At 62.4% G+C, this 26,186-nt stretch carries 23 protein-coding genes; 13 read left to right on the top strand and 10 right to left on the bottom strand.

What is annotated here, in order from left to right:
- Positions 1–266 precede the first annotated feature (266 nt).
- Positions 267–1,421, top strand: coding sequence for an alkane 1-monooxygenase (locus GNZ13_RS17225; protein ID WP_172166576.1), 1,155 nt, complete (start codon positions 267–269; stop codon positions 1,419–1,421).
- Between the two features lie 98 nt (positions 1,422–1,519).
- Here the strand turns inward: GNZ13_RS17225 and GNZ13_RS17220 are convergent, their stop codons facing one another.
- On the bottom strand, positions 1,520–1,933 hold the full coding sequence (locus GNZ13_RS17220; protein WP_172166574.1) for a DoxX family protein: 414 nt from the start codon (positions 1,931–1,933) through the stop codon (positions 1,520–1,522).
- A 95-nt stretch (positions 1,934–2,028) separates the two neighbouring features.
- On the bottom strand, positions 2,029–2,754 hold the full coding sequence (locus GNZ13_RS17215) for a pirin family protein (protein ID WP_172166572.1): 726 nt from the start codon (positions 2,752–2,754) through the stop codon (positions 2,029–2,031).
- Positions 2,755–2,889: 135 nt separating this feature from the next.
- Between GNZ13_RS17215 and GNZ13_RS17210 the strand changes: the two genes are divergently transcribed.
- Positions 2,890–3,768, top strand: a complete 879-nt coding sequence (locus GNZ13_RS17210) for a LysR family transcriptional regulator (RefSeq protein WP_172166570.1) — start codon at positions 2,890–2,892, stop codon at positions 3,766–3,768.
- Positions 3,769–4,178: 410 nt separating this feature from the next.
- On the opposite strand, the gene GNZ13_RS17205 is transcribed toward GNZ13_RS17210, so the two are convergent.
- A complete protein-coding gene (locus GNZ13_RS17205; RefSeq protein WP_172166568.1) occupies positions 4,179–5,195 on the bottom strand; it encodes a 1-aminocyclopropane-1-carboxylate deaminase in 1,017 nt (338 codons plus the stop codon).
- A 160-nt stretch (positions 5,196–5,355) separates the two neighbouring features.
- Between GNZ13_RS17205 and GNZ13_RS17200 the strand changes: the two genes are divergently transcribed.
- The 4 genes from GNZ13_RS17200 (at position 5,356) to GNZ13_RS17185 (ending at position 8,732) form a co-directional block, all read left to right on the top strand.
- Positions 5,356–5,907: an Lrp/AsnC family transcriptional regulator gene (locus GNZ13_RS17200; protein ID WP_172166566.1), complete on the top strand. Its 552-nt coding sequence runs from the start codon at positions 5,356–5,358 to the stop codon at positions 5,905–5,907.
- 135 nt (positions 5,908–6,042) lie between these two features.
- On the top strand, positions 6,043–6,564 hold the full coding sequence (gene msrB, locus GNZ13_RS17195) for a peptide-methionine (R)-S-oxide reductase MsrB (RefSeq protein WP_172166563.1): 522 nt from the start codon (positions 6,043–6,045) through the stop codon (positions 6,562–6,564).
- A gap of 19 nt (positions 6,565–6,583) precedes the next feature.
- Positions 6,584–7,327 carry a peptide-methionine (S)-S-oxide reductase MsrA gene (msrA, locus tag GNZ13_RS17190; protein WP_172166561.1) on the top strand — a complete coding sequence of 248 codons (744 nt, stop codon included), beginning with the start codon at positions 6,584–6,586 and terminating at the stop codon, positions 7,325–7,327.
- 508 nt (positions 7,328–7,835) lie between these two features.
- Complete coding sequence (locus tag GNZ13_RS17185) at positions 7,836–8,732, top strand: MipA/OmpV family protein (RefSeq protein ID WP_172166558.1); 897 nt, start codon at positions 7,836–7,838, stop codon at positions 8,730–8,732.
- Between the two features lie 102 nt (positions 8,733–8,834).
- On the opposite strand, the gene GNZ13_RS17180 is transcribed toward GNZ13_RS17185, so the two are convergent.
- Together GNZ13_RS17180 and GNZ13_RS17175 are read right to left on the bottom strand one after the other, a co-directional pair.
- Positions 8,835–8,978 carry a hypothetical protein gene (locus GNZ13_RS17180; protein WP_172166555.1) on the bottom strand — a complete coding sequence of 48 codons (144 nt, stop codon included), beginning with the start codon at positions 8,976–8,978 and terminating at the stop codon, positions 8,835–8,837.
- Between the two features lie 28 nt (positions 8,979–9,006).
- Positions 9,007–10,239: an MFS transporter gene (locus GNZ13_RS17175; protein WP_172166552.1), complete on the bottom strand. Its 1,233-nt coding sequence runs from the start codon at positions 10,237–10,239 to the stop codon at positions 9,007–9,009.
- Positions 10,240–10,346: 107 nt separating this feature from the next.
- On the opposite strand from GNZ13_RS17175, the gene GNZ13_RS17170 reads away from it, so the two are divergent.
- Both GNZ13_RS17170 and GNZ13_RS17165 read left to right on the top strand, forming a co-directional pair.
- Positions 10,347–11,237, top strand: a complete 891-nt coding sequence (locus GNZ13_RS17170; protein WP_172166549.1) for a LysR family transcriptional regulator — start codon at positions 10,347–10,349, stop codon at positions 11,235–11,237.
- Positions 11,238–11,379: 142 nt separating this feature from the next.
- Positions 11,380–12,198, top strand: a complete 819-nt coding sequence (locus tag GNZ13_RS17165) for a helix-turn-helix transcriptional regulator (RefSeq protein ID WP_172166546.1) — start codon at positions 11,380–11,382, stop codon at positions 12,196–12,198.
- Positions 12,199–12,281: 83 nt separating this feature from the next.
- On the opposite strand, the gene GNZ13_RS17160 is transcribed toward GNZ13_RS17165, so the two are convergent.
- Complete coding sequence (locus GNZ13_RS17160; protein ID WP_172166543.1) at positions 12,282–13,223, bottom strand: LysR family transcriptional regulator; 942 nt, start codon at positions 13,221–13,223, stop codon at positions 12,282–12,284.
- A gap of 216 nt (positions 13,224–13,439) precedes the next feature.
- Here GNZ13_RS17160 and GNZ13_RS17155 point away from each other — a divergent pair, with 216 nt between their 5' ends.
- The 3 genes from GNZ13_RS17155 (at position 13,440) to GNZ13_RS17145 (ending at position 16,574) form a co-directional block, all read left to right on the top strand.
- A complete protein-coding gene (locus tag GNZ13_RS17155; RefSeq protein ID WP_172166540.1) occupies positions 13,440–14,639 on the top strand; it encodes an amino acid aminotransferase in 1,200 nt (399 codons plus the stop codon).
- 83 nt (positions 14,640–14,722) lie between these two features.
- A complete protein-coding gene (locus tag GNZ13_RS17150; protein WP_172166538.1) occupies positions 14,723–15,514 on the top strand; it encodes a class II aldolase/adducin family protein in 792 nt (263 codons plus the stop codon).
- A 76-nt stretch (positions 15,515–15,590) separates the two neighbouring features.
- Positions 15,591–16,574 carry a 2-dehydropantoate 2-reductase gene (locus GNZ13_RS17145; protein ID WP_172166535.1) on the top strand — a complete coding sequence of 328 codons (984 nt, stop codon included), beginning with the start codon at positions 15,591–15,593 and terminating at the stop codon, positions 16,572–16,574.
- A gap of 110 nt (positions 16,575–16,684) precedes the next feature.
- Here the strand turns inward: GNZ13_RS17145 and GNZ13_RS17140 are convergent, their stop codons facing one another.
- The 4 genes from GNZ13_RS17140 to GNZ13_RS17125 all read right to left on the bottom strand — a co-directional run bounded on the left by GNZ13_RS17140 (position 16,685) and on the right by GNZ13_RS17125 (position 22,205).
- Positions 16,685–16,876, bottom strand: coding sequence for a hypothetical protein (locus GNZ13_RS17140; RefSeq protein ID WP_172166533.1), 192 nt, complete (start codon positions 16,874–16,876; stop codon positions 16,685–16,687).
- Between the two features lie 19 nt (positions 16,877–16,895).
- Positions 16,896–18,614 (bottom strand): FAD-dependent oxidoreductase, encoded by a 1,719-nt coding sequence (locus GNZ13_RS17135; RefSeq protein ID WP_172166530.1) that lies wholly within the window; start codon positions 18,612–18,614, stop codon positions 16,896–16,898.
- Between the two features lie 221 nt (positions 18,615–18,835).
- Entirely contained in the window at positions 18,836–20,788 is a 1,953-nt protein-coding gene (locus GNZ13_RS17130; RefSeq protein WP_172166527.1) for an AI-2E family transporter, read from the bottom strand.
- Positions 20,789–20,924: 136 nt separating this feature from the next.
- Positions 20,925–22,205 (bottom strand): DUF445 domain-containing protein, encoded by a 1,281-nt coding sequence (locus tag GNZ13_RS17125; RefSeq protein ID WP_172166582.1) that lies wholly within the window; start codon positions 22,203–22,205, stop codon positions 20,925–20,927.
- A gap of 205 nt (positions 22,206–22,410) precedes the next feature.
- On the opposite strand from GNZ13_RS17125, the gene GNZ13_RS17120 reads away from it, so the two are divergent.
- Complete coding sequence (locus GNZ13_RS17120; RefSeq protein WP_172166525.1) at positions 22,411–23,553, top strand: metallophosphoesterase family protein; 1,143 nt, start codon at positions 22,411–22,413, stop codon at positions 23,551–23,553.
- Positions 23,550–26,174, top strand: a complete 2,625-nt coding sequence (locus GNZ13_RS17115; RefSeq protein WP_172166522.1) for an AAA family ATPase — start codon at positions 23,550–23,552, stop codon at positions 26,172–26,174. Before GNZ13_RS17120 ends, GNZ13_RS17115 begins: the two co-directional genes overlap by 4 nt.
- The last annotated feature ends 12 nt before the right edge of the window (positions 26,175–26,186 follow it).

The following is a 26,186-nucleotide window of genomic DNA, read 5'->3' as shown; positions in this document are numbered from 1 at the left end:
ACCGCCAGATAGTCCGCGAGCCTCGCACCACCGGGCAGCGTTGCTTCCGTTCTTGCCATCTTCAAGCTCTTCTTGTCGTTGCAGGCGCTTGAAAGTTAACACAAATTCGACTTTGTTAACAGTATTGCACCTAGGCCAATTCCTTGGCTATCCCGCTCGTCAGGCCATATAAATCTGGGAGTCGGGCAAAGTCCTGCCGACATGCGTACTGGCTAGCAAGCGCAAAGCTCGCTGATACCAGGCGACATAAAACCAGGAGGGAGACAATGGCAACATCGCAAGCGGCCCCCGCTCGGTGGGTCGACGGCAAGCGGTATCTATGGCTGCTCGGTGCACTCACCATCACCTTGCCGCTGCACGCCGCCAATCTGGCGTTGCAGACCGGCTGGCATATTTTCTGGTGGTTCGGGCCGATTTTCGTGTTCGGCATTATTCCGGCGCTCGATTATCTGATCGGTGACGATCCGAGCAATCCACCAGAAGACGTCGTCCCGAGGCTCGAACGAGAGCGCTATTACCGCCGCGTGGTCTATCTGGCCACCTTCATCGAATACGTGTCGTTCTTCGGCGCACTGTGGATCGTCGGCACGCACGCCCTGGCGTGGTACGACTATCTCGGCTTTGCGCTCTCGCTGGGTGCGGCGACTGGCGTGTCGATCAACACCGCGCACGAACTCGGCCACAAGACCGATGGCTTCGAACGATGGCTTGCCAAGATCACGCTGGCGCCGGTCGCCTACGGTCATTTCTTCGTCGAACACAATCGCGGGCACCACGTGCGCGTGATTACGCCGCCCGATCCGGCGAGCGCGCGCTACGGCGAATCGTTCTGGCGTTTTCTGCCGCGTACGGTGTTCGGAAGCATCGCCTCAGCGTGGCGCCTCGAAAAACATCGGCTCGAACGCCTCGGTAGATCGCCCTGGACATGGCGCAATGAAGTCCTGCACTCGTGGGCCATGACGGCGGCGCTGTGGGGCGCGATGATCGCGCTGTTCGGCAAAACGGTGATTCCGTTTCTGCTGATTCAGGCGGCGTATGGCGCCTCGCTGCTCGAAGTGGTCAACTACCTGGAGCACTACGGGCTCGGCCGCAAACAACTCGCGAGCGGCCGTTATGAACGTTGCCAGCCGCAGCACTCATGGAACAGCAATCGCATCGTGACGAATCTGTTTCTGTATCAGTTGCAGCGTCACGCCGATCATCATGCGAATCCGACGCGCTCTTACCAGGCGCTGCGTCATTTCGACGGCGCGCCGCAATTGCCTTCCGGTTACGCGACGATGATCATGCTCGCGTATGTGCCGCCACTGTGGTTCCGCGTGATGAACCCGCGCGTGGTCGCGCATTATCAAGGCAATATGGCGCAGTCGAATATCCGGCCGGCAATTCGTGAGCGCGTGTTGGCGCAGTTTGCCGGCTAGCGTGGACTGCCTCATGCGACAAAAAAGGTCGCCCGGCGAATGTCGGGCGACCTTTTTGTCGAGCTTGCCGAACACCGGCAGCGTGGCCTAGCGCAGTCTTAACGCCGGTCGAACGAATACTTGCCGGGCCCGGTCAAGCACAACAGGAACAATCCACCCATGATGCTGACGTTCTTGTAGAAGTTGATCATGTTTTCGTACTGCACCATGCCCGTCATGTTCCAGTAGTGGTGGCCGATGATCGCCGTGGCCACCGTATAGATCCCAAGCAGCAGCGCAAGCGGCCGCGTATAGAAGCCCACCACCAGCGCAATGCCCACCACAAACTCCATCACCACGGCGATGATCGCCGACAATTCCGGAATCGGTGCGCCGGTCGACGTCATATAAGCGACGGTGCCGGAAAAGCCGGTCAGCTTCGACCAGCCGAACATCACGAACAGCACCATCAACAGGACGCGGGCGACGAGAATGCCTGCGTCTTTCTGGTTTTCAAATAGCGTATAGCGCATGATTTTTCTCAAAAATTAGGAAGGGTGCGGCTCGCCGCAAAGTTCGCCGCGAGCCACGCTTAAGCCGGCCGGATCTATCGACGGGATCGAGCCGCTTAAGCCCACAACTCTGACACTTCGATGTTACGCAGATCGAACACCAACACCTCCGCGTCGTGACCTTGCGTGAAGGTCAGGGCTTCTTCGTCGCGGACCCGCGCGCCGTCGCCTTCTCCAAGCTCGACGCCGTTCACCGTGACGCTGCCACGCGCCACGTGAACATAAGCATAGCGATTACTGGCCAGTTCGAGGCGAGCAGTTTCGTCGCCGTCGAAAAGACCGGCATAGACGCGCGCATCCTGTTGCAGCACCAGCGAGCCGTCCGCACCGTCCGGTGACATCACGAGGCGCAACACGCCGCGCTTCTGGTCCGCACCGAAGTGACGTTGCTGATAGCGCGGCGCGGTGCCGTTCTGCGCCGGCGCAATCCAGATTTGCATGAAGTGCACCGGCTCGCTCTTCGAATGGTTGTATTCGCTATGCGCGACGCCGGTTCCCGCGCTCATCAGCTGGATGTCGCCAGGCACGATCACCGAGCCGGTGCCCATCGTGTCCTTATGTTCGAGCGCGCCTTCCAGCACGTACGAAAAGATCTCCATGTCACGATGCGGGTGCGTGCCGAAACCTTGGGCGGGTGCGACACGGTCGTCGTTGATCACGAGCAGGTCGGAAAAGCCGTTCTGCTTCGGATCGTGATAGCTCGCGAAGGAAAACGTATGACGCGAGCTGAGCCAGCCGTGCTCCGCGCGGCCGCGTTGATTGGCGTGTCTGATATCGAGCATCGTATTTCTCCTTGGTTCTGTTGTGCGATCCGGCCAGAGGTTTGTCCGCAATCCATGAATGACAGTTTAGGTCAATCAGGATGGTTATAATCGGATGTAAACAGGAAACACTGTCACGCTGAGGTGGACAAAACGATGCAACTCGATGACATGCGGATCTTCGTCGCCACGGTCGACGCCCATAACTTCACCGCGGCGGCAAAGCGGTTAGCGCTGTCGAAGCAGTTCGTCAGCCGGCGCGTGATGGCGCTGGAAGAGGCGCTCGGCGTGCAACTGCTGATCCGCAATACGCGCAAGCTGGCTGTGACCGAACTCGGGCAGGAGTTCTATGAGCGTGCTCGGCGCATTCTCGGGGAAGTGGATGACGCCGAGCAGGCGATGTCGCTGCGCCGCGCCGGGCCGCGTGGGTTGTTGCGGGTCAGCGCGCCGATGTCGTTCGGGATGATGCATCTATCGCCGTTGGTGGCGAGCTTCCTGCGCGAGCATGGCGATGTGCGCTTCGATATGGAGTTGAGCGATCGTACCGTCGACGTGGTGGGCGAGGGGTTCGATATGGCAATTCGGATCGGCACGTTGCAGGATTCCACGCTGATCGCGCAGAAGCTCGTCGATGTCAGGATGGTGGTGTGTTGCAGTCCGGGGTATGTGCGGCGGCGTGGGGCGCCGGTTCATCCTGCCGATCTGGCGCGGCATTCGTGTCTGTTGTATGGGCATGGCGGGGTGGTGAGTTGGGATTTTGTTGTTGATGGGGTTTCCGAGGGGGTTGATGTGCATGGGCCGCTGCGGGCTAATAATGGGGAGTTGATTCGCGATGCTGCCGTCGCTGGGTTGGGGATTGTTCGGCTTCCTGATTTTATTGTTGCTGATGCGATTGGGAGCGGTCAGTTGGTGACCGTGTTGGAAGAGTTTTTGCCTTCGGCGACTACTGTCTATGCCGTCTATCCGCAGCATCGGCAGAGCTCTGTCACGATTCGGGCTTTTGTGGAGTTTTTGAGGGAGGGGTTGAGGGTTTGATTTTTTTGCCTGTGCGGCGCTTGTTTTTCTGTATGCCTGCGGCGTTGGCCTTGCCTTGAATTCTTATTGGTTTATTAGCGTTGCCCCTGTGCGGGGCGGCACCTACTTCTCTTTGCCGCCGCAAAGAGAAGTAGGCAAGAGAAAGCGGCTCAAACCGCTAATTCTTAAGCGGGTCCCTCGCTCGGAGGAGGCAGTGGTGCATCTGGAATCTGCGCCCTCGCACATTCGGCGTGAGTGACAAGGGCATCATACTTCCGGCGGCGCTGCGCGCGCCGAAGCGTACTTCAAAAACCGTCCGCCGCGTTTGAGTCCTCGGCTCCGCTAATTCAGCACTATTTCGCGGACCAGCAGCGAACGTTGCTACGGCAAACTAACTAATTGCCGACCGCTGACCGCGCGCTTGCCGTCGCTTACCCGTTCCGGAAAATGAAGCTGTAGCCGTTCAGTGCCGGCACGCCGCCCAAATGCGCGTACAACACCCGTGAGCCATCCGGGAATTCGCCGTTTCGTACCATGTCGATCATCCCGTGCATCGATTTGCCCTCGTACACCGGGTCGGTCAGCACGCCCTCGAGTCGCGCGCATAGACGGATCGCCTCCAATGTTCCTTCGTTCGGCAAGCCGTATTCGGGGCCGCCATAACGCTCGTCCAGTACCACGTCCTTGCTGGTGATGTCGCGCCCCAAGTCGACTTTTTCTGCGGTCTGCTTCGCGATTCGTGTGATCTGCTCGCGCGTCTGCGCAGGTTTCGCGGATGCATCAATGCCAATCACGCGCTCGGCGCGGCCGTCGGCGGCGAAACCCACTATCATGCCGGCCTGGGTGCTGCCCGTCACAGAACACACCACGATGTAGTCGAATTTGAAGCCCAACTCGGCTTCCTGCTGGCGTACCTCTTCGGCAAAACCGACGAAGCCGAGGCCTCCCAGCGGATGGTCGGAGCAGCCGGCCGGGATCGCGTATGGCTTGCCGCCCGCGGCACGCACGCTCTCCAATGCGTCCTCCCAACTCTTGCGAAAGCCGATGTCGAAGCCGTCGGCAACCAGTCGGACGTCAGCGCCCAAAATGCGCGACATCTGGATGTTGCCAACCCGGTCGTACACGGCGTCCGAATAGTTGACCCAGTTCTCCTGCACCAGCACGCACTTCATCCCCAGATGCGCGGCAACAGCCGCTACCTGGCGAGTCTGGTTCGACTGGATGCCGCCAATCGACACCAGCGTGTCACACCCCTGCGCCAATGCCTCAGGAATCAGGTACTCAAGCTTGCGCGTCTTGTTGCCGCCGAAGGCAAAGCCGCTGTTGCAGTCCTCGCGCTTCGCGTACAGATGCACCTTGCCGCCCAGATGGTCGCTCAAACGCTTCAACGGCTGGATCGGCGTAGGCCCGAAAGTCAGTGGGTAGCGAGGGAATCGTTGCAGGTTCATGGCAGCTCCGGAGTGATAGGTTCGACGCGAGCAGCAAGCAGTCGCGCTAAACAAATGGTAGGGAAAAGCGCTAGAAATGAGCTTGCAAAGAAATTCCATCCGGCATACTTTTAAAAATAATCAATCGAAATTCACCTAACAAAAAGCCGAATGGGAACCGATGAGCGCAACAAAAGTTCGTAATACACCGGTCACTGCTGCCGCAACCACCGTAACCGCCGCAGCAACTCCAACCGCGGAAGCTGATCCGCTTCACGCGCTCGATCGCATCGACCGGGCGATCCTGCGTCAGTTGCAAACCGACGCGTCGATTTCGAACGTCGCGCTCGCGGCCAAAGTCAAACTGAGTGCGCCGGCGTGCTTGCGGCGCGTCGAGCGGTTGAAGGAATCGGGGCTGATTCGCGGCGTCGTCGCGTTGATCGACCCGAAGGCGGCCGGGGCGGGCATGCTGGTCATCATCGGCGTGGTGCTGGATCGGTCCACGCCGGAGTCGTTTGCCGAGTTCGAAAAAGCGGCGCAGAAGGTGGCCGGGTGCATGGAATGTCACGTCGTAACCGGCGAGTTCGACTATTTCATGACGATCCGTACGCGCGATAGCGACAGCTTCAATCGTCTGCACGCAGAGCAGTTGCTCTACCTGCCAGGCGTCCGGCAAATCCGCTCGTTCATGGTGCTCAAGGAAATCCTGTCGACCACGAAATTTCCGCTGTAACCGCCGCCGTCACGCAAAAAGACGCGCATGCTGTCATAAATCCCCTTGTTGGCCGACTAAGTGCCAGGACCACTCGCGGGCGGCGCGCTCAGCGCCTGAACGGGTGAACGGTACGGACTTTCCGGGACGATCATCATGACTTGCAGCAGACGGAGTTTCTTCAGGTTAATCGGCGCGGCGTCGCTCGCCGGCAGCACCGGCGCATGGCGCACGGCAAGCGCGGCGGGTATGGGTGCCGCGGGCGCAGCGGCGTCCTACGAGGTCGTGCACAGCGATGCCGAATGGCACAAGCTGCTCACGAACGCGCAGTACCGCGTGCTGCGCGAAGCGGGCACGGAGCGGCCATTCAGCAGCCCGCTAAACGACGAGCACCGCGCCGGCACATTCGCGTGCGCCGGTTGCGCACTGCCGCTGTTTTCGTCGAAGACGAAGTTCGATAGCGGCACCGGCTGGCCGAGTTTCTGGCAGCCGCTGGATCACGCGGTCATTACGCATTCCGACACGTCGTTCGGCATGACTCGCGACGAAGTACTGTGCCGGCGCTGCGGCAGCCACCTGGGGCACGTATTCGACGACGGCCCCAAACCGACCGGCCTGCGCTATTGCATGAACGGCCTCGCTTTAACTTTCACGCCCGCCGCGCGCGGCACGAGCTGATCGAATCAGGACGAATATCATGAACATCGAGAAACGCATTATCGGCAAACCGGCCCGCTCACGCACAGCGGCCATCGCGCTTTCGGTCGGGCTCGGCGCGCTGGCGCTGCTGCTGGCGCAGCGCGTGGCATTCTCGTCGGAAGCCGGGGTTGTCATTGCGCCACCCGCGCTCGACGAGCCGATCTCCGCCACGACCGCGCACGAAGAAACCGCCGTGTTCGCGGGCGGCTGCTTCTGGGGCGTGCAGGGCGTGTTCCAGCACGTGCGAGGCGTCACGAAGGCGGTGTCGGGTTATTCAGGCGGCCAGCGCGACACGGCGCAGTACGAAACCGTCAGTGGCGGCGAAACCGGCCATGCGGAATCCGTGCAGGTCACGTTCGATCCCACCAAGGTCTCCTACGGGCAACTGCTGCAGGTCTACTTTTCCGTGATTCAGAATCCGACCGAGTTGAACCGCCAGGGGCCGGACAGCGGCACGCAATACCGTTCGGCGGTGTTCCCGCTGAATGACACGCAGCGGCACGTCGCGCAGAGTTACATCGCGCAACTCGAGAAGGCACACGCCTTCCCGGCGCCGATCGTGACGAAGACGGAGCCGTTCAAGGGCTTCTATCCTGCTGAGTCGTACCATCAGAACTACCTGACGTTGCATCCGAACTCCGCGTATATCGCCATCAACGACATGCCGAAGGTCGCAAACCTGAAGCGTCTGTTTCCGAATCTCTATCGCGACAAGCCTGTGCTGGTCGAAGCGGCACAGTAAGACCGCGCTACAAATCGGTGCGGCCCAGCAGCGTAATAAAGCACCGTAATAAAGCAGCGCTGTAAAGCGGCGAACGCCCCACCGGCGCTAATCGTCCTGTTCCGGCGCCGCATCGCGCGGCGCCGGCCGTTTTTTTGTGACTGTACTCTGCCTCTCATCATCGCCACGGCACGCTTGCTAGCGTCCGTCGGTCTGTCTTGCGATTCTCCTGTCCGATCCGAATCGAGCCAACCCAAGCCGATCCGGGCCTCTCCGGCGACCTGGCCCGCATTTTGCACAGGAGCGTGCGTCGGCAAATCTTTCGCACGTCTCTGTTCGTACAAGTGCCCAATTTACGGGTCGGCACCCGATTCGGACAGTGCGTTTTGCCGGGCAATGCGTGTCGTCTGCTGAAAGAATTACATGCCGCGCGTAGCATGGCGGCGGTCGCCCGGATGTTTGCAACCCATTGCGGACCTCGGGTGAAAACCTAAACCCCGTCGCGATACGCGAGAAACGGAGGCTTCTGGTGTTGATCAGCCGTAGAAAGCGGATCGGCAGGATTCGCAAGAAACAAACAAGCATCGCGGCAACATCTCTGGTCGCCGTGACCCTCGGCGGTATCGGCGTTTTGCCGGGTTCGGCCTTGGCCCAAACCCCTTCGCCGTTGGGCGAATGGCAGTATTCCGTGGGCATTCCGCTGCAGAAGATGTGGCAACCGGATATTCCGGTTTGGCAGGTGCGCGTCGGCGCGGCGGCGTCGTTCCAGCCGCGTTATGAGGGCTCCGACCGGTATCACGTGATGGCCGGTCCGAGCATCGACGTGCGCTACAAGGACCTGTTCTACTTTTCGAGCGGCGAAGGTCTTGGGGTCAACTTCGCGCAAGGGCAGAACTGGCGCGCGAGTCTCGGGGTCGTCTACGATCTCGGGCGTCGCGGTCATGACGATCCGGAGGAGTTGAATGGCCTCGGCAACATCAATCAGGCGCCGGGCGCCAAACTCTCCGGGGAATATGTCGTGTCGAAGGATTTTCCGCTCGTGCTGCGCGCCGACGTCCGGCGCTATTTCGGCGGCTCGAACGGCTGGATCGGCGATCTCGGCGCCTATCTGCCAATGCCGGGCAGCACGAAAAAATTCTTTTGGTTCGCCGGGCCGAACGTGACAGTTGCGGACTCCGACTACATGAATGCCTGGTACGGTGTGAATCAGACTCAGGCGGCGCACTCGCAATACTCGCAGTATCACGCGAGCGCGGGTTTCAAGTCGGTGGGCTTCGGCATTAGCGCAGTGTGGCTGTTCGACAAGCACTGGTTTGCCACTGCCGACGGTGCATTTGAAGAACTGGTCGGCAGCGCGGGCAATAGTCCGATTACGCACAGCAGGGCCACCGGTGTGGCCGATATCTCTATCAACTACCGCTTCTGATGGGTGCGCGAGTCCTTTCCCGGGTGATCGTGGGTGTCTTTCCCGGGGGCCGGCCCACGGTCGTTGCGCATACAACCAGACCACCCGCCAGGAAAGAACGCATTATCGCGCCAGCCGCGCACCAAGAAACTGAATCATTAACGCCGCAACCTGATCGACTGCTTCATCCAACACAAAGTGCCCACCTTCAAGCAGGTGCGCTTCGGCGCTGGGCACGTTGCCACGATAGGCGTGAGCACCTTCCACTTAATCCTTCAGTCGTTCGTAAGATCGATCATGCGTCGCGTCCGCGCGAACTGTCGCGCAGATGCAGTCCCGCTGCCGCGGCGAAAAAGCCCAATGCAGCGACACATACACCCGGCCAGCCCCAACGCGCGAGCGCCGGCCCGGCGATAGTGGCGCCTACCGCGCTGCCGACGAAGAAGAGCCCTGTATAGAGCCCATTCACCCGGCCACGCGATTCGGGCGCGAGCAGATTGATCGCGCGTCGGCCGAGCGCCTGATCGGCAATCACGCCACCATCGATAAAGAATGCGGCCACGGCCAGCATGACGATCGATGCGGCGCGCGACACTCCCGAGGCCAACGCCAGTGCCGCCATCAGGGCGGCCGCAATGGCGACCGCATGAGCGAGCATGCTGGCGGGCTTCGACCAGCCCCGGTCGCCGGCTCGGCCCGCCAACGGTGCGATGAACACGCTGCCACCGCCGGCCAGCGCGAACAGAGCAACAGAGGTGCTGTTCAGACCGAGCGGCGCACGCGTCAGGACGATGGCAACGCTGCTCCAGAACGCATTGAAGCCGGCCATTAGCAAGCCCTGGTACAGATCCCGCCGGCGCAGCACGGGCTCATGCGCCACCAACCGCACCATCGACGCCAATAATGCGGCATACGACGGCGCGCCGACAGGGCGGCTATCCGGCAAACGCGGTACCACGGCAAGCGTGACGGCGGCGAGCAGCAGAGCATCGACTGCATAAAACGCGCGCCAGCCGAATGCGCCGCCGATCACACTGGCAAGCGGCCGCGATAACAGAATGCCGAGCATCAAACCGCTCATCACGTTGCCGACGACTTTGCCGCGCGAAGACGGCGGCGCGAGCGACGCCGCCGCGGGCACCAGCATCTGCACGACGCTCGATGTCACGCCGACAGCGAACGATGCCGCGAGAAACACGGGTGCCAGCGGCGCGATAGCGGCCAGTGCGAGACACGCGATCTGCGCGAACAGCGTCGCGGCAATCAAGGGCCGATTGGGTAAGCGGTCGATCAGCGGTACGAGGCCGACGAGGCCGACCGCATAACCAAACAGCGTCAAGGCGGTGACGAGCGTGGTCCACGCGCCGAGATGCAGCGAGGCGTCGAGCGGGCCGATCAACGTTTGTGACGCATACAGCGGCAGCACGGCGACCGCGACCATCGCGGCGAAGCGCGCGGTCGGAACGCTGTGCGCCGGCGGCGTAGCCGTTCGGGGCGCTGTCTGGCATTGAATCGTGGGAGAGTCCATCGTCGGGCTAGCCGTAAAGTGAAAGTTAATCGATGCTACTCTCACGTCAGACAAACACAAATCGCACTAAATTGGATACATCCTCACGAAAAACGGGAGAATCGGCGATGGATGCATTGCGCGATCTGGAAACTTTGGTGGCGATCGTCGAAGAGGGCAGTCTGACGAGCGCCGCGCGCCGGCTTGGGCGGTCGTTGCAGGCCGTCAGCCGGTCGCTTCAGGTGCTCGAGCGGGTGCACGGATCGACCTTGATCGTGCGAACCACGCGCACTTCGCAACCGAGCGCGGCCGGCATGCGTTTTTACGAGCGCGTCAAAGGCGCGCTGACCGAACTCGAACTGGCGCGCACCGAACTCGCCGAGGAAGCGCACCGGCTCACCGGGCGTTTGCGCATCAATGCGCCCACGCTGTTCGGCCCGCAATTCATCGCACCGCTCGCTGCGGAGTTTTTGCAGCGTCATCCGCAACTGGAGTTGTCGCTCGATCTGAGCGACGAGTATCGCGATCCGGCAGAAACCGGTGCCGATGTGACGATCCGCATTGGCGAAACGCCGGATTCACGGCTGGTGGCGCGACGGATCGGCACGCTTCGGCGGGTGGTGTTCGCAGCGCCGGCCTATCTTGCCGAACACGGCAGACCGTCGCATCCACGGGATCTGGCGAGACACGATTGTGTCGTCCGAACGGGAGTGCCTAATCCTGGGCGGTGGGTGTTTACGTCGTCCGATGGACACGAGATTACGGTGAATGTGGCAGGGCGCTTCGACAGCAATCAGGTGGCTGCGGTGAATGCGGGCGTGCTGGGCGGCATGGGGGTCGGGATAGCGGCCTTCTGGCAGATTCAGGAATGGGTCGAATCAGGAAGGGTTGAGGTTTTGCTGGCGGATTTCCAGCTCACGCCTTTGCCGTTGCATGCGATGTGGGCGAGAACGCGGCGCTTGCCACAGCGAACGCGGCTGCTCGTCGATTTCCTGGCTGTTAAATTGGGGGCGCTATAGTTTTTTCATTCGTCGCCCGGTTTGCGTGGGCCCTAGCGGCGTAAGCGGACTCCGCCGCCAAGGCAGAGCAGCGCCAGCCGTAACGCGCCATTGTGCTACGCTTGCCAGACTGAAACCCAAGCACTGCGACCTCGCCTTTATCATGCGTTCCTGGCGCATATCCACACCGCCCCGCAGCGGGCAAATCAACACTTCGCGTGTGACTGATCTCGTCATGTCGATCTCGCATGCCGACCCGGACGCGCTCGCTGCAAGCATTCTGAAAACCGTCGGCGACACGCTTCCCGTTTCGCAGTGCACGATTTTCGCCTATGAATTCGACGCGAGGCCTCGCACTGTCTCTGCCGCCGACCATCGCGGCGGCCGCTTTCTCCGTGATGTCGCCGACCGCTACGCTACGCACTTCTACGCCCTCGACGGCAATCGCGCCATCATCGGCCGCCCGCAAGCGAAACAGTCGCACGAGGCATTAGTGCTGCACCAGCAGCAAAGCGAAGAAATCGAGAACGAAGCCTACCGCGCCGCCTGCTATGCACAGCCCAACGTGTCCGACCGGCTTTCGTTGCTTCTGCAACCAATGGAAAGCGTCTGGCTGTCGATCAATCTGTATCGTGACAGGGCATACGACATGTTTCAGCCAGGCGAACTGGAGCACGTAGAAAGCGTGGCGCATCTGTTCGCGCACGCGGCGAAAAGCCATTACGCGCTCAACGGACAGCATCAGAAAGGCACGGCAGCCGCGATGCTGGCGCGTGTCAGACGCGCCTGCCCGGCGCTGACACCGCGCGAGATCGACGTGCTGCGCGGCACGCTCGAGGGCGCAAGCGCCACCGAGATTGCCGAGCAAATGGGCATCAAGGCGACCAGCGTGATTACGTATCAGAAGCGCGCTTATGCGCGGCTGGGAATCTCCGGCCAGCGCCAGTTGTTCGCGCTATGTCTGTTGCCTGAGCGGTCCTGAGCCGGCGCGCCGAAGCTGCGCCCGTAGGTTAACTGCGACGCAGTTGATGGGTAGCCGAAGCGCAATTGAACTTGCATGGAAAATCACCCGCGCTTAACCCGCGCATCGGCCTGCGTCTCACGATCCCAGCGCTTCAGCCACGGCATGATGAATTCCGCGAAACCGTCCGCGGGCGGTGACAGTGCACGTTCGGTTGAGCGATACACGCAAACTTCGCGGATCGTTTCCGGATCGACGATCCGCTTCATCACCAGCCCGAAGGTTCGCGCGAGCGGCGCGACATAGGCGGGCGCGAGCGTCACGGCAAGCCCCTGTGAAGCCAGGCCGAACGCCGTGGTGACGTTGTCCACCACGTCCACCGGAATGATGCGCGCCTCCACCGGCAGGTTGGCCAGCATCTGTTCGACCGCGCGCTCGTGATCGCGGCCGGTGGCCACGATCGGCACGTCGCGCAAATGCTGCCACTGCACCCGGCGCCGTGCGTTCAACGGATGGCTCGGTGCGCACCACATCACCCACGGGCTCGCGAAGGCCGGATCGCAACGCACCCGCGTGCCGCTCTGGCGATCCGGGCCGATCGCCAGATCCACGTCGCCACTTTCCACGCGCTCCACCAACTGTTCGACCACGGTGTCGAAAATGCGCACGACCACTTTCGGTTTGTCACGCGCATATTCGGCGATGGCCGCCGGCAGCGCGGTCGCCGCGAGCACCAGCGGTGCGCCGACTCGCACGATGCCGGCCGCACGATTGCGGATGTCGTCGGCGGATTGGGCGGCGGCGCGCACATAGCGCAACACCGATTCGGCCGACGACAGAAAATCCTGCCCCGCGCTCGACAGATTGACGCGCCGCGTCGTACGGTCGAAGAGGCGAAAGCCCAGTTCCGTTTCCAGTTCGGCCAGCAACTGGCTGACCGCCGACGAGGTCAGCCCGAGCCGTTCCGCCGCCGCGCCGATACTGTGCAAATCGACGATGGCGAGAAACGCTTCGAACTGACGGATGGTGACGCGTGTGAGTGGCATCAGGCGATTCTAAAGAAAAACTTACGAATCGTGAAAAATCGATTGATTGTATGCAGCGAGCCATTAGTCGACACTCGTCCTGGTCGACGGGAAGCTGGAAACCCGCTTAGACTTCCGTCTCGCCCACGCGGCTAAGACCAGGCTGCAACAGTCCACATTCAGGGTATACGCCGGTCGCAATCCAGCCACATGCGGGGCTCCACTCAAGGAATTGCCATGTTCGACCATATTCCCGCCTATCCGGGCGACCCGATTCTGAGCCTGAACGAGGATTTTCAACTCGATCCGCGGCCCAACAAAGTGAACCTGAGCATCGGCATCTATTTCGACGACGCCGGCAAGCTGCCGGTGATGGACGCCGTGCGGCATGCCGAAACCGCGCTGCTCGGCGCGATCGGCCCGCGTTCGTACCTGCCGATGGCCGGTCTGCCGCTCTACCGCGACGCAGCACAGGCGCTGGTGTTCGGCGCGGACCACGAAGCGCGTGCAGCGGGCCGCATCGCGACCTTGCAGACCATCGGCGGCTCAGGTGCACTGAAGGTCGGCGCGGATTTTCTGAAGCGCTATTTCCCGGCCTCGCAGATATGGATCAGCGATCCGAGCTGGGAAAACCATCGCGTGGTATTCGAAGGCGCGGGCCTCACGGTCAACACCTATCCCTATTACGACGAACACACTGGTGGCCTGCGGTTCGCCGACATGATCGACACGATCGGCCGCTTGCCGGAACAGAGCATCGTGTTGCTGCACGCGTGCTGCCACAACCCGACCGGCGTCGACCTGAGTCCGGCGCAATGGGCGGAACTGGTGCCGGTATTGCAGCGCCGCAAACTGATTGCGTTTGTCGACATGGCGTATCAAGGTTTCGGCGCGAGTCTCGAGGAGGACGCCGCCTGCGTGCGCCTGCTCGCCGATGCGGGTGTGCCGTTGATCGTCGCCAGTTCGTTCTCGAAGAATTTCTCGCTGTACGGCGAGCGCTGCGGCGCGTTGAGCGTGGTGTGCAAGAGCAAGGAAGAAGCGGCTCGCGTGCTCGGGCAATTGATGTCGGCGGTGCGCGCCAATTACAGCAATCCACCGACGCATGGCGCTCGCCTCGTCGCCAATGTGCTGTCGGACACGTCCTTGCGTGCTTCGTGGGAAGCGGAGCTCGCCACCATGCGCGAACGGATTCTCGCCATGCGCGGCACGATTCATGAAGGCCTTGCAGGCCGCGTCGATGAAGTGATGCGCGCGCGTTACGTGGCGCAGCGCGGCATGTTCACGTACACGGGCTTGAGCGAAGCCCAGGTCGAGCGTTTGCGAAGCGAATACGCCGTGTATGTGCTGCGTTCGGGACGCATGTGCGTTGCCGGATTGAATGCGAGCAACGCCGGCTATGTGGCGTCGTCAATCGCGGCGGTGGTGGCGGGCGCATAACGGCTGTGACTCGCAACGGCCGAACGTAACGAACGATAGCGAACCGCAGCGAACGATATCGAACGATAACAACGGAGACCTTGATGACGACTCTTGAAATGCAACCAGCGGCCCCGCCGAAGGCCGCCGCGATGCATCCCGACGAATGGCAGGCGCGCGTGCAACTGGCGGCGTGCTATCGCATCTTCGATATGCTCGGCTGGACCGAGATGATCTACAACCACATCACGTTGCGCGTGCCGGCGAGCGTGAGCGGCGGCGAGCGCCACTTCCTGATCAATCCGTTCGGCCTGCATTACAGCGAAGTGACCGCGAGCAATCTCGTGAAGATCGACGCGCAAGGGCGCGTGCTCGACAACTCGCCGTATCCGGTGAATCCCGCGGGCTTTGTCGTGCATGCGGCGATTCACGAAGGTTTGGCCGATGCGCACTGCGTGATGCACACGCACACCACGGCCGGCGTCGCAGTGGCATGCCTCGAAAACGGCCTGGAACAAACCAACTTCTATAGCGCACAGTTGCATGACCGCATCGCGTATCACGACTTCGAAGGCATTACGGTGCATGCGGAAGAAGGGCCGCGTTTGCTCGAACATATCGGTAACAAACAGGCGGTGATCTTGCGCAACCATGGCCTGCTTGCTTGGGGGCACACGTTGCCGCAGACTTTCGCTATTCTGTGGACGCTCAACCGCGCATGCGAAATCCAGATGGCCACGTTCTCGATGGGTCGCGCGCGGCCGGTGCCCGAAGAAGTGGCGATCCGCTGCTCGCGCGACTCGTTGCAGTTCGATCCGCGTCACGGTGCGGGACAGGATGTGTTCGACGCGTTGGTGCGGCGCGTGGATCGCATCGACGCGAGCTATAAGGATTAACGCAAGGACTAACGAAAGAACTAACGCGAGAATTGAGGCGAAGATTGCCCCGACGATTAAAGCAAGGATTGAAGCGATGAAAGTAGGAATCTACGGTGCAGGCGCGATCGGCGGCTGGATGGGGGTGAAGCTCGCGCAGGCCGGCCACGACGTGAGCGTGGTGGCGCGCGGAGCGACGCTCAGTGCGTTGCAGCAGCACGGCTTACGTCTGATCGAAGGCGGCGCGACGCATACCGTGAAGGTGAAGGCGAGCGAACAAACGGCGGATCTCGGCGTGCAGGACCTCGTCGTGGTGGCGGTCAAGGGCCCGGCAATGGCGTCGGTGGCCGCGCATATCGCGCCGCTGCTGAACCCGCATACGATCGTGCTGACCGCGATGAACGGCGTGCCATGGTGGTTCTGTGACGGGCTCGGCCGCGATTTCGCGGGCAAGCGGCTGAAGTCGATCGATCCTGACGGCGCGATCGCCGCCGCGATTCCGACCGCACAGACGGTGGGTTGCGTGGTGCATGCGAGCTGCTTGATCGAATCGCCGGGCGTCATCAGGCATCATCAGGGCAATGGGCTGATCGTCGGCGAGGCGTCGGGGAGTTCGAGCGAACGCGTCAAAACGCTCACCGCCACGCTGGCCGCAGCGGGCTTCAATGCGTCGATGTCAGAGCAGATTCAGCGCGACGTCTGGTACAAGCTGTGGGGCAATATGACGATGAATCCGATCAGCGCCATCACCGGCGCGACCACCGACCGGATTCTCAGCGACGAACTGGTGCGCAACTTCGTTACGAGCATCATGCTGGAAGCAAAGGAGATCGGTGCGCGCTTCGGCATTCCAATCGAGCAGGCGCCGGCGGATCGCCACGAGGTCACGCTCAAACTCGGCGCGATGAAAACCTCGATGCTGCAGGACGTTCAGGCGGGTAAAACGGTCGAACTCGATGCGCTGGTGGCCGCGGTGCGTGAACTGGGGCAGCTTACCGATGTGCCTACGCCTTACACGGACGCGTTGCTCGGGCTCGCGCGTCTGCATGCAAGCACGTTGGGGTTATATCCCGGACAGTGAAAGTTGCTACGGTAGTAAGAAGCCGCCCCGCGTCATCAACGGGGCGGTTTTTTCGCCTTATGGTTTACTTCTTTGGCGTTGCACCGTATTCCCGCCGCTCTTCGGCATTGCTACGCAGTCACTGCCGAAGATGGCGGCAGCTTCGCCGCCTCGATCAACGACAACGCCCGCTGCATATCGCCGAGTTCCGTCATGGATAGCAGCGCAAGGCGTGCCAGATACAAGGGCGCTTGCGCTTCGCCTTCAGCGGTCAGTGTCTTGCAGAGCGTCGTGTAGACGAGGTCGAGTTCGCTATCGGTCATGGTGTGAGTTCCTCTTGCGTCAGTTCGTCAGACTGGCCGTCACGGCGCTTTGCACGTTCGCCGCGTTGCCGTTGCGCCAGCGGGCGAGCACATGACCATCCGGCCTGATCAGATAGACGGTGCCCGGGGTCGCGTCGAGCATCTCGTGCAGGCGTCCCGCCGGATCGACCACATGCGGGCTGCTGGCGCGCGGCGAGTCGCCGGTGACCAGTGTGACCGCTTTGAATGGAATGCTGTGTTCGCCGAGCGCATGATGCAATTGCTGCCATGCTTCGTCTTGCGCCACGTCCGCGCCGAAGCGAAGTGCGGTGAAGCATGGCCCGAGCAGATCGGTGAGATGGATATCGACTGCTACGCCGTCGCACATGCGTTGAAGGCGGCACTCCGGCAATACGGTGCCTGGCGCCGGACCGTCGGCGAACGCGCCCGATGCAACGGCCGCGACCCGATTGAGCGGCGACTGGGCATACGCAATCGCATGTGTCTGCCGCGGATTGATCAGAGGCCGCACGGCGGGATGACGCTCGGCAAGTCCCAGCACCGCCTTGCGCATCAGGTCGAATGCGAACGAGGGCGGCGCCATGAATTCCGTGCTCTTCATGCCGTAGCTCAGGTTTTCACGCGCCGCGAAAACGCGCTCGTCGCTGTAGCTGTCGAGCAGTCGCGCCGACGCAATGCCATTGACCACGCAAGCGAGTTTCCAGCCGAGATTGTCGGCGTCGTCGATGCCGGAATTCGCGCCGCGCACGCCGAAAATCGGCACGAGATGCGCGGCATCGCCCGCGAACAGCACCGAGCCGTGGCGGTAGCGTTCGAGCGTCAATGCGTTGGCCTTGTAGACCGTAACCCAGATCGGCGACCATTCGCCTGTTTCGCCCATCGAGTCGAGCACGCTTTGCACACGCGGCATCACGTTTTCAGGCTTGACCGCGGCCTCGGGGTCTTCATCGTCGCGAAGCTGGTAGTCGATGCGCCAGACATTGTCGGGCTGCTTGTGCACCAGCACGGTCGAGCCGGGATTGGAGGGTGGATCGAAATAGGCGAGACGTTCGGTGGCGCGCTCGCTCTTCAATTCGATATCGACGATCACGTAACGGCCCTCATAGGTCGTGCCCGTGAGCTTGAGGCCGAGTGCTTCGCGGATCGTGCTGCGGCCGCCGTCGCATGCGACGACCCAATCCGCGCGCATTTTCCATGTGGTGTCGCCGGTGCTTAGGTCAAGCGTTGCGCCGGCGGTGCCGTTGTCGGTGTGCTGTTCGATACCGGTCACGCGGGTTTGCCAGCGGATGTCGATCAGATCGGCGTGCTGTTCCACTTCGTCGAGCAGCAACTGTTCGATCTGGTATTGCGCGATGTTGATCATCGGCGGCAGCGATTGCTCGTCGTCCTGATGCATGGCGAAGCGGAACACTTCGGTATCGCGGTAGAAGCTGCGACCGCCTGTCCATGGCAGGCCTTTTTGCAGGAAGCCGCGCACTGCACCGAGGCGTTTGAAAATCTCCAGGCTGCGCCGTGAAATACAGATCGCGCGGCTGCCGGTGCAGACGCCGTCGTCTGCTTCGATCAGCACCGAGCGCACGCCCTGGCGAGCCAGTGCAAGCGCCAGCGTCATGCCTACCGGACCGCCACCGACAATCGCTACGGCGCGCCGCACAGGGTCATGCCCGTCGACCAGCGGCGGCACCACCCCCGCATAGTGACGAGGCGTGAACGGATAGGGTTTGAAGCTGCGGCTCATGCGTGTCTCCTGGATCTTCGATGCCGATGGATTGCCCGCCGGGGCTTGAGTGCGCTCTAGAGGCGGTGCGAATCGATAGGTGAAGTATGAAGGAGGGGTGGCGCGTGGCTGTCCTCATTTTGGGTACATTGCCCTAGCGCACCGCAAATAGAAAAGCCGTGGGGTGCGCCAGCACCTCACGGCCTTTCTTATTCAATCATGCAGGGACGCCGCAGACTATCTCAATCCGCCCCGGCCGCGTGCGAAGGCTGCCGCGTGTACTGCAGGCTCGCCGCCACCTGACATTCCTCGATCATCGCACGGAAAGTCGGCGCCGCGTGCGAAGCACCCGTCGCGCCCATCTCCGGGCCGCCTTCGGGTGCTCCTCCAACGCCGACCACCAGCGTCGCCCTCGGCCGCCATTCTCGCGTGCGCCGCAGCATATTGCGCAGATACGGCGGCGATTCCGGTGCGTCGAGCGAGATGATGCAGATGATCGGCGCGTCCTTGAAGCTCGGTTCGCCGGCATGCGCGCTGCGATAACCCGAGTGCGTGGCCATCATCGGCGCGAGCCCTTGGCGCCCGAGCAACTGCACGGCGATCGCGGTGGTGACCTCGTCGAATGCGCCGCGTCCAGGCACGCACAGCGCCGAGGTCTTTTCGCTTTCATGGTGCTGCTGTGGATGGACCGAAATGTGGCTGTCGTGCCGCTCCGAAAGATCCGCGGACGCCGAAGCCAATATCGCCTCAGCGGCGTCGGCCGGTTCCGTGCGTGACAGACGATCCGGCAGTCCGTCGGCGATTTCCAGGTTTTCGACGATATCGACCAGCGCGTCGTTGATTCGCGCCAACTGCTCAGGCATCAACACCCCGCGCATCGCATCGTTGCGCGCGAGCTTGAGGCCCTCCAGCGCGACATTGTCGTAGTAATCGATCAGCGACATCTCGCGCAGCAGGCGCTCGGCCTGCACGATGGCTTCATGCGGATCGTCCGCCAGAAGCCGCTGATAGAAGGTCTGCGCGGGAGTAAGCGCGGGCTGGTCGCCCAGCAGCACCGTGAGGAAGTTCAGACGATCGGCGTAGCGGCCCAGCGTGACGACGCACAGGGTGAGCGGCGTGGACAGCACGAGGCCGATCGGCCCCCACAGCCAGCTCCAGAAAATCGCCGCGACCACCACCGCCAGCGGCGACAGCCCCGAACGATGTCCGTACAGCAGCGGCTCAGCGATCTGCCCGGCCACCACGTCGACGACGATAAACAGGATCAGCGTATAGACCGCCATGGTCCATTGCGGCTGGATGGCGGCGGCGAGAAACACGGCAAGAATCGCGGCGATCCAGATGCCGATGTACGGCACGAAGCGCAGCAACGCAGCAATCACGCCGAACAGCAGCGCCCCCGGCACGCCGATGATCGCCAGACCGATCGCGATGATCCCGCCCGCGCTGAGGTTCACGCCCAGTTGCGCGACGAAATAGCGGCTCAGCCGCCCGGCGGCGTCGTTGATCGCCGTGGTCGTGCGGTGCAGATCGCGCGAACCGAACAGACTGATCAAACGGTCGCGCAGGTCTTCGCGTTGCAGCAAGATGAAGATCGTCACGACCAGCACGATGAAAGTCGTCTCGATCGGTTCGATCGCCGGTGACAGCGCGCGTTGAGCGAGTTGCATCGGCGTGAGCGATGGCTCGTGCACTTCGACGGGTGTCGGCACGGGGGGCGCATTGCGCGCCGCGCGTCCGGTGAGGCGCGGCGGGCTCGGCTTGCTCGGCGCGACGCGTTGCAGCGTGGCGGCGGCGCGGCTCATCAGCGAATCGGCCCGGCCGACGGTTTTCTCCTGCACCGTCTCGATCTTTTGCTCGATCGCCACCTGATACTGCGGCAGATCGCTCGCCAGTTGCACCAGTTGGGCTCCGATCAGCCCGCCGACGGCCAGCAAGGTGGCGAGGGCGAACAGCACGGCGATAAAGATCGACGGCAACTGACCCATGTGCAAGCGCCGCAATGCCTGCACCAGCGGTGCGAGCAGAAAGCTGAGCAGCACGGAGAGCGTGATCGGAATCAGCACCGCGCGGCCGAAGTACAGCGCGCACACCACCACCACGCCGGTGATGATCGAGGCCAAACCATGCAGACCGGGCGTACCCGGCGGGTATACGCGGTTCGGCCGCCCATGCGGCGGTAACGATATTTTCATGAGCAGACTTCTCGATGTGGTGGCGCCGTCGCTTTTATTGAGGGCACGCGCGGATGGAACGGCGGCAATCAGGTAAAGCGCCTGAGCAATTCATATGCCCGGATTGTAGGCGCTTTGGCGTGCGGCGGCCGTATCCCTAGCCCATGTGCAAACGCAGCAGTTCGAACAGCTGGGAACTCGCATACAGCAGCAAGCCGATAAAGCCGCCCACAATCGTTCCGTTGATGCGGATGTACTGCAAATCCTTGCCGATGTTCAACTCGATTTGCCGTGACATTTCGCGCGAGTCCCAGTTCTTCACTGTATCGCTGATGTGGCGCGTGAGGAACTGGGCGAAATCCGGCGCCATGGCGCGCGCCGCTTCTTCCAGATGGTCGTTGAGCGACTGACGCAGCGCGGGGTCCTGCGCCAGTTCGCGGCCTACCCATTGACCCATCGCCGTCACTCTGGCGTGCAGGGCCGAATCGCTGCGCTGCAGGTCGCGCTTGAGCCATGCGCGCAATTCGCCCCACATGTCCTTCACATACGTGCTCAACGCTTCGCCTTCCACCAGATAGCGCTTCAGTTCCTCGCCTTTCCGCAGGAACGCTGGATCGCTCTTGAGTTTGACGATCAGCTTCTGCACCGCGTCGTCGAATTTCTGGCGCAACTGATGAGTGGGGTTCTCGCTGATCTGCTCAAGCATCCGGTTCACCACACTGGCGATCGTTTCGGCGCCTTTTTCGCCGAGCCATGCCGACGGCAGGATCATCTCCATCGTCGGATATTCGCTCTTTACCCACTCGACGATACGTTCAGCGATAAACTCGCGCGCCTGCGGCTCGCTCAGCAGCGCTACGACCTGTTTGATGCCGGCGTCGAGCAGTTCCTGGTGACGGCCGTCCTTGGTGAGCGTGTCAAGAATCGCGCCCATGGATTGCGACAGATCGACCTTGGCCAGCACGTCGCGCAACGCGTCCTTGATGAAGACCTGGATGCGCACGTCGTCGGTCAGTTCGAGAATGCCGCTCGTCAGTTTGACCACGTAGTCGCCCAGGCGCGCGGTATTGGCCGGCTGCGTCAGCCAGCCGGTGATGCTTTGTGCCGGGTCGTGTTTCTGGATCAGCCCGACCAGCGACGGCACGTCCAGAAACTTGTCCTGCACGAACACCGCGAGGTTGTCGGCGATCTTGTGCTTGTTCTTCGGAATGATCGCGGTGTGCGCGGAGACGATCGGGATCGGCACACGGCGAAACAGTGCGACCACCGCGAACCAGTCGGCGAGCGCGCCGACCATGGCGGCTTCGGCCACCGCCTTGATGCCGTCCACCCAGAAGCCGCGCGGCATGAAAGCGGTCACGAGGAAAACACAGGCGGCCGCCGCCAGCAACAGCAACGGGGTGCGCTTGGCCTTTTTCAGTTCGGTCTCTTTGTTCATCGGCAGCGGGGCGGCGGGATTCAATTCGATTGACATGTTGCGGTGCGATTGACGTGGTCGTCTGGAAACGCGAGTGTAGCGCCGCTGTTCCGGCCGTGTGGCACCGGCCTGGGACATTCTTTGACCCGCCGGCGCGGTAACATGGGCGCCGAATGAGTGTTGATGAGTGTTGAGTGACGATGCAATTGAACGGAATGGAGGCACAGTGATCAGGTTTCTGCACACCGCGGACTGGCAGATAGGTACGCAATTCGGCCAGTTCGAGCCGGACGAAGCCGCGCACCTCGCGGAAGCGCGCTTCGAAACCGTACGCCGGATCGCTGAGGAAGCGGCGGCGCGCAAGGTCGACGCCGTGCTGGTCGCGGGCGACGTATTCGACCTGCAGACCGTATCGGACACGGTGATCCGCCGTTTGTTCGGCGCGCTGCAAGCGTTTTCCGGGCCGTGGATCATGCTGCCTGGCAATCACGATGCCGCGCTGGTCGAGAGCGTGTGGACCCGTGCGCAGCGCCTGAATTGCATTGCGCCGAACGTGCGGGTGGTGCTCGAACCCGGCGTGGTGACGCTCGACGCCTGCCAATGCGCGTTGCTCTGCGCGCCGCTCACGCAACGTATCACCTACGACGACACGACGGGTTTCTTCGACACAACGGAGACGCCGAACGGCTATCACCGCGTCGGGCTCGCGCATGGCAGCGTGAGCGGAATTCTGCAGGAAGGCATCGATTCGTCGAACCCGATCGCCCCGACGCGTGCCGCGAGCGCGCGTCTGGACTATCTCGCGCTCGGCGATTGGCACGGTCATTTGCGTGTGGACGAGCGGACCTGGTATGCCGGCACGCACGAACAGGACCGTTTCCGCGCCAACGATCCGGGCTTCATGCTCGACGTCACGCTAACCGAGCCTGGCGCCACACCGGCAGTTGAAGCGGTGCGGGTGGGTAAATATCAATGGCATCGCTGGGAAGAGACGATCTCGGTGCCGACCGATGTGGATTCGCTCAAGACGCGCCTCAGTGCGTTGGGCAGTCACGACGTGTTGCGGGTCACCGTAAACGGCACGACCGCACTGGCCGAGGCCGAAGCGATTCGCGTTGCGGTGGAAGAGACCCGCGCGCGGGTGCGTGCGCTACGTGTCGATCTGAGTGGCCTGCAGGTGCTGCCCACCGCCGACGACCTCGCCGAACTCGGCGCGCAAAGCGGCTACCTCGCGAAAGTGGTAGCGCGTCTGCGAGGCTTGCAGGAGGACCCGCAGTCCGACCCGCAACAGGTCAAGCGAGCGGCGGAGGCGTTATTGCTTCTCGCGCGTTTTCAACGTGAACTGCCGCGCGAAGCGAGGTCAGCATGAAGCTGGAAAGTATCGCGATTCAGGAGTTCAAGCAGTTCACCGGCCGGCTCGTTATCGACGATCTGGAGCCCGGTCTCAACCTGTTCACCGGCCCGAACGAGGCTGGCAAGAGCACCATCGCCGAAGCCGTGCGAGCGGTGTTCCTCGAACGCTACAAGGCTTCGCATCTGAAAGACCTGCTGCCGTGGGGCAAGGCGAGCGGGCAGCCGTCGGTTGAAGTGACGTTCGATATGGACGGCACGGCATGCAGGCTGTCGAAGCAGTTCGTCACACGGCAGCGCTGCGAGCTGAAGATCGGTCAGACGGTGTTCGGCGAGGACGAAGCCGAAGACAAGCTCGCCGCCTTGCTCGGTTTTTCGCGTGCCGCGCGTGGGCCGCTTAGGGCGGAAAATGCCGGTGTTCCCGGTTTGTTGTGGGTGCAACAAGGCGGCACGCAGGAGATGCGCGATTCCACGGGGCACGCGGCGCAGTATCTGCGCGATGCGCTTTCGCAACTGTCGGGCAGTAGCGAATCCGCAGGCGAGGACGCGCTGATCGCCGCCGTGCAGCGCGAGCTTCGACAACTGCTCACGGCGCGTACGCAGAAGTCCACCGGGCCGCTGGCCGAGGCCGAACAGGCGTTGGCGGCGCTGATCGTCGAGCGCGACGAGCTGGAGCAGCAGCGCCAGCAGTTCGACGAGAACATCGTGCGGCTTGCCGCGCAGCAGGAAGCCTTCGACGACGCGCAACGCAAGCGTCCGTGGGAGCTTCATGAGCAGAAAGCCGTGCAGGCGCAACAGCGTGCCGATGCCGCGGCGGAACTCGAGCGTAGTCTTCAGGCGCTCTCGCAGTCGCTGCAATTGAGCGAGGCGGAACTGGCGCTTTCCTTGCAGCAGGAACAGGCGGCGACTGAACTCGAAGCGGCTGTTGCTCGCGAGCGGCAGCAACTCGATGCCGCGCGAGCCAACGTGTCGGCGGTACAGAACGAACATGCGCAGGCTCAGGCGAGCGTGGCGCAATTCGAACAGGCGTACGCCGATGCCAGCCGCGCCCACGAATTGGCCAACGCCGCGGTGACCGCGGGCGATCTGCGCAGCCAGATAGCTCTGCACCGCACCGAGAGCGAGCGGCTTGAAGCGGCGATCGCGGCCGCCGGCAAGGCAAACGAGGCCGTGCTGGAGGCGACGCGTGCGGCGGCTGCACTCGAAATCGACGGGGCGCAATTGAAGCGGCTCCAGTCGCTCGATGCGGAGTTGACCGTGCTGCGCGCGCGTACTGAAGCGGCGATGACGCGCATCGAATATCGGCTGAATAGTGCGATCACCGTCGGCGGTACCAAGGTAAGCGGCGAGGGCGTGCTGCGGCTCGACGAGGAGAAGCTGATCGGCCTTGGCGAGCTCGGCGAATTGCGCGTGATTCCGGGCGTCTCCGATCTGTCGGCGCAGTTGTCTGAACTGGCATCGCTTGAAGCCCGGCATGTGCAGTTGTTGCGGGCGCTGGGCGTGGCGTCGCTGGGCGAGGCCGAGGCCAGGCACGAGCAGTGGAAGACGCTGGTCGCGCAGCAGAAAAGCCAGGCGAAGATTCTCGAGGTGCATGCACCACAGGGGATCGACGCGCTGCGTGCTGCGTTGGCTTCGGCTGCTGCGCGGCTGCAGACATCGAATGAGCGGCTGGCTCTATTGCCCGACGTGTCTGCCGCGCCACCGCTCGACGAGGCCCGCAGGAATGCCGACCTCGCGCGTGATGCGTTGGAAGCCGCCAGAAAAGTGCTGGCGCAGGCGGCGGAAAGCAAATCCACCGCCATGGCTACGACGGAGTCGCTCGCCGGTCAGTTGCAGCGAAAGGAAGCCCAACTGAGCGATGAAGCGTTTTGTCGCAACCGCGCGCAGTGGCAGACGAAAATTGTCGAGCAGCGTGTGCAGGTCGAGGCGCTGAAGAAACAGCTTGAAGGAAGGGAGCGGGAACTGGAGGCGGTGCGTCTCGACGATCCGGCGGCTGAAGCGAAACGCTATCGTGCGTCCGCGGAGCTTGCGCGCAACGAGCAGCGCGACCGGCAACTGCGGATCACGCAATTGCGCAGTCAGTTGGAGACGGTTGGCGCGTCTGGGCTTGGGGAGCGACTTGCGGTGGTGAATGCTTCAGTCGAACAGGCCACGCGTCGCAAGGACGAACTCAGCTTGCGGGCGGGTGCTTTGAGTCTGCTCGACGAGGTGCTTGTCGACGAACGCGATGCGGCGGTGGCCCAATTGCGTGCGCCACTGACCGAGCGGCTTGGGCACTACCTCAAGCGGATTTTCCCGCAATCGACGATTGCGCTCGGCGACGATCTGAGTCCCGCGACGTTGGATCGTTATGGTCGCGCGGATACGCTCGATGCGTTGAGCTTCGGCACGCGGGAGCAGCTTGGTATCTTGACGCGGCTGGCGTATGCGGATCTGTTGAAGGCATCGGGCCGCCCGACCTTGCTGATGCTCGACGACGCCGCCGTGCATACCGATGCGGCGCGACGCGATGCGATCAAGCGCGCGCTGATCGACGCGGCGACGCGGCACCAGATTCTGGTGTTCACGTGCCATCCGGAGCTTTGGGACGATTTGGGTGTCAGGCAGCGGGCGATTGAGGATTTGAAGGTGGCGGCGTAGGGAACGCTCGCG

Source organism: Paraburkholderia elongata, from assembly GCF_013177735.1.
Taxonomy (GTDB): domain Bacteria; phylum Pseudomonadota; class Gammaproteobacteria; order Burkholderiales; family Burkholderiaceae; genus Paraburkholderia; species Paraburkholderia elongata.
This window is presented reverse-complemented; position numbering and strand designations above follow the sequence as displayed.

Excerpts from the sequence above, each read along its gene's own strand:
- GNZ13_RS17225 (WP_172166576.1), top strand. The coding sequence starts at position 267 with ATGGCAACATCGCAAGCGGCCCCCGCTCGGTGGGTCGACGGCAAGCGG.
- GNZ13_RS17220 (WP_172166574.1), bottom strand. The coding sequence starts at position 1,933 with ATGCGCTATACGCTATTTGAAAACCAGAAAGACGCAGGCATTCTCGTC.
- GNZ13_RS17215 (WP_172166572.1), bottom strand. The coding sequence starts at position 2,754 with ATGCTCGATATCAGACACGCCAATCAACGCGGCCGCGCGGAGCACGGC.
- GNZ13_RS17210 (WP_172166570.1), top strand. The coding sequence starts at position 2,890 with ATGCAACTCGATGACATGCGGATCTTCGTCGCCACGGTCGACGCCCAT.
- GNZ13_RS17205 (WP_172166568.1), bottom strand. The coding sequence starts at position 5,195 with ATGAACCTGCAACGATTCCCTCGCTACCCACTGACTTTCGGGCCTACG.
- GNZ13_RS17200 (WP_172166566.1), top strand. The coding sequence starts at position 5,356 with ATGAGCGCAACAAAAGTTCGTAATACACCGGTCACTGCTGCCGCAACC.
- msrB (WP_172166563.1), top strand. The coding sequence starts at position 6,043 with ATGACTTGCAGCAGACGGAGTTTCTTCAGGTTAATCGGCGCGGCGTCG.
- msrA (WP_172166561.1), top strand. The coding sequence starts at position 6,584 with ATGAACATCGAGAAACGCATTATCGGCAAACCGGCCCGCTCACGCACA.
- GNZ13_RS17175 (WP_172166552.1), bottom strand. The coding sequence starts at position 10,239 with ATGGACTCTCCCACGATTCAATGCCAGACAGCGCCCCGAACGGCTACG.
- GNZ13_RS17170 (WP_172166549.1), top strand. The coding sequence starts at position 10,347 with ATGGATGCATTGCGCGATCTGGAAACTTTGGTGGCGATCGTCGAAGAG.
- GNZ13_RS17165 (WP_172166546.1), top strand. The coding sequence starts at position 11,380 with ATGCGTTCCTGGCGCATATCCACACCGCCCCGCAGCGGGCAAATCAAC.
- GNZ13_RS17160 (WP_172166543.1), bottom strand. The coding sequence starts at position 13,223 with ATGCCACTCACACGCGTCACCATCCGTCAGTTCGAAGCGTTTCTCGCC.
- GNZ13_RS17155 (WP_172166540.1), top strand. The coding sequence starts at position 13,440 with ATGTTCGACCATATTCCCGCCTATCCGGGCGACCCGATTCTGAGCCTG.
- GNZ13_RS17150 (WP_172166538.1), top strand. The coding sequence starts at position 14,723 with ATGACGACTCTTGAAATGCAACCAGCGGCCCCGCCGAAGGCCGCCGCG.
- GNZ13_RS17145 (WP_172166535.1), top strand. The coding sequence starts at position 15,591 with ATGAAAGTAGGAATCTACGGTGCAGGCGCGATCGGCGGCTGGATGGGG.
- GNZ13_RS17140 (WP_172166533.1), bottom strand. The coding sequence starts at position 16,876 with ATGACCGATAGCGAACTCGACCTCGTCTACACGACGCTCTGCAAGACA.
- GNZ13_RS17135 (WP_172166530.1), bottom strand. The coding sequence starts at position 18,614 with ATGAGCCGCAGCTTCAAACCCTATCCGTTCACGCCTCGTCACTATGCG.
- GNZ13_RS17130 (WP_172166527.1), bottom strand. The coding sequence starts at position 20,788 with ATGAAAATATCGTTACCGCCGCATGGGCGGCCGAACCGCGTATACCCG.
- GNZ13_RS17125 (WP_172166582.1), bottom strand. The coding sequence starts at position 22,205 with ATGAACAAAGAGACCGAACTGAAAAAGGCCAAGCGCACCCCGTTGCTG.
- GNZ13_RS17115 (WP_172166522.1), top strand. The coding sequence starts at position 23,550 with ATGAAGCTGGAAAGTATCGCGATTCAGGAGTTCAAGCAGTTCACCGGC.